The organism is Candidatus Neomarinimicrobiota bacterium, from assembly GCA_034716895.1.
Lineage (GTDB): Bacteria > Fidelibacterota > UBA8477 > UBA8477 > JABMPR01 > JABMPR01.
The window spans coordinates 14,358-16,782 of sequence record JAYEKW010000056.1 but is presented as its reverse complement, the minus strand read 5'-3'; the positions used below and the strand labels follow the sequence as shown (position 1 = coordinate 16,782).

Genomic DNA, 2,425 nt, shown 5'->3' with positions numbered 1-2,425 from the left:
ATTTCTAGCTCAAATTAGGTCTGAATTAACTGACATCCAGGGGAATCGTTCATGGTTGAACAAACAATCAGTCAAACAGGTCTTTTTGTAAGCAAAGATTACTTCAATTGAATCGTTCAATATTAAGGCCTGAGCTCCATCTGGTACTTTATGTACTATTGCTGATATTTACACCGTTCCTCATGCTTCAGAATTATTTACAATCAGCTGTCGGAATGGTTTCAGAAGCTATGTTTACGGTGCGTGGCTTTGACATTCCCTATGTGCTCCTGACTTTTATTGCTGTCTTGATAGTAGCATTACTGGTCAGCTCGAGACATCTGACTCAAAGGCGGTTACTATCCATAGGAGTGATATTGGGACTACTTTGGGTGGGGCAACAATCCAGTGACTTCTATTTTAATCACAAATTCTATGAGCTTCAGCATAATTGGCACTATTTCGCCTATGCGATCTTTGTCTATATGAGTTGGCGGGTTTTTTCAAGACGTGGGTTGGAACTTGATCAGGTAATATTGTACACCTTTCTGGGAGCGATCTCCATCTCCACATTTGATGAGGGTATCCAGGTTTTTATCTCAGATCGAGTCTTCGATATGAGCGATATTGGCAAAGATAGCTGGGGGAGTTTGCTAGGTCTTATTTTTATGATTTTCACTGTTCACGACAGGTGTTTATTTGAAGGGAAATGGGGGATTGCTCGACCAAAATTCAAAGACTATTTAGAGTCACCTGCAAGTCTGCTGTCCCTGGCGATCCTGTTCACTTACATTTTCCTCATCGTTGCCTCAAACCTCACCGATACCTCTTATTGGGTTATCCTCATGGGTATCGTGATAGTCATCTTCATGCTGATATTTCTGGTCATTCACTTCTTGCAATGGAAAGTGTTCCGCAGAATTATACTTAGTGTTCTCGCCCTGTTATTGCTGGCTCAAGGAGTTGCATTTTATCATTATTATGGATCGGGAATCGTCCACAATCAGGTGGGTCTGACCATTTATCGGGGCATTCCCATTCCTTTTTTTGATATCATGATCTTTCCTGATGGCCGGTTTAGACTTGTTGACAAAAAGGATTACTTCAATAGACGGGATCAACAAACGATCAAAAAGCATGCAGGAGATATCTTATTGATCGGAACCGGGTCAAGCGGGCATGGTGGCGTTGGTTTTCCACATGATGAAGTTGTGCAGTTTGTTTTCAATGAACATACAGGTCGCGCTTTACAGATAATTCGCTTGAAAACTCCAGAGGCGTGTGACCTGTTTAATAGACTGCAGGAGGATGGAAAAGATGTGCTTTTCATCATTAACAACAGTTAGTACCGTGAAAAATCTATGATTTTCAAAGAAACACAATCTTTTGAAGATCGGGTGGTAGGTCTGGTTGTGATCGGGTTCTGGTTTGGGTTGATTGTATTCGGATTGATATCACTTTTTGAACCTGCCTGGCTCGTACATATTTCTGATCCCGGGAAGAACAGCGAAGCCATGGATATCAAGCATCTGGGGGATCAGGAACTCAGAAGCAAACGATACACAAACGCAGCCCAATACTATAGGCGTGCAATAGAAATGGTTCCTGACTTTAATGCAGCCGCCGGTAACCTGGGAATCGCTTACTCAAGAATGGGCCAACATGATAAAGCGTTACGTACTTTTGAATACGTGCTTAAGCTTAATCCAGCATCACCCCACACGGTTTACCACAATATTGCAGAGCTATATGAAAAGAAGGGTCAACTCAATGATGCCTGCCGATATTATGAACTAACTGCAAAGGCCGCCCCTTTGCCATCGTATGCATACGGAAAGGTCGGATTGATCCGCACCAAGCAGGGGAGAGTTACGGATGCCATCAGTGCTTTTGAGAGGTCATTACAGAGTCGTTTAAGCATGGCGGATCTCTACCGGGGGATGTTACTTGAGGATAAGTTTAATCGTAAGGAAGACTCAAAATATATCGCTCAGATCGATTCGTTGCTGCTTGATTTCAAACCAGAGATTACTCTTGATCAGTATGACACAGAGGTATTTGATTGGGAGATCAAGTGGGATCGTGAACTGGCCAAGACCTATAGTTTTCTAGGTAACGCTTTTGCTCGAGCTGGAAATATGGAAATGGCTGCTTCCAACTACCGGAAAGCCTTAGATATTTGGCCTGCTTTTCAATCTGCACATTCCAATTTAGAATCTGTAGAAATATTATTAGAGCGTAGCAAAGCTTCGTTAGCCAATGGACAAAATACTCCATAGCTCTATTCCTGTAGTAATTATATCAGTTACTTCTGTATAAACAAATAAGCCCCTGATTGACAGGGGCTTACATGGTACACCAGCCAGGAGTCGAACCCGGAACCTTCTGGTCCGTAGCCAAACGCTCTATCCAATTGAGCTACTGGTGCTTGGTGTGATAACAACCT

2 protein-coding genes and 1 tRNA gene are annotated in these 2,425 nt (G+C 42.7%); 2 read left to right on the top strand and 1 reads right to left on the bottom strand.

Features of this window, described 5'->3' with window-relative positions:
• Positions 1–107: 107 nt before the first annotated feature.
• Positions 108–1,325, top strand: coding sequence for a VanZ family protein (locus U9Q77_03940; protein MEA3286507.1), 1,218 nt, complete (start codon positions 108–110; stop codon positions 1,323–1,325).
• 15 nt (positions 1,326–1,340) lie between these two features.
• The gene (locus tag U9Q77_03935; protein ID MEA3286506.1) at positions 1,341–2,258 is read left to right on the top strand and encodes a tetratricopeptide repeat protein; all 918 of its coding nucleotides are present in this window, start codon (positions 1,341–1,343) and stop codon (positions 2,256–2,258) included.
• Between the two features lie 72 nt (positions 2,259–2,330).
• Here U9Q77_03935 and U9Q77_03930 read toward each other — a convergent pair.
• Positions 2,331–2,407: transfer RNA gene (locus tag U9Q77_03930), tRNA-Arg, on the bottom strand.
• Between the last annotated feature and the right edge of the window lie 18 nt (positions 2,408–2,425).

Excerpts from the sequence above, each read along its gene's own strand:
- U9Q77_03935 (MEA3286506.1), top strand. The coding sequence starts at position 1,341 with ATGATTTTCAAAGAAACACAATCTTTTGAAGATCGGGTGGTAGGTCTG.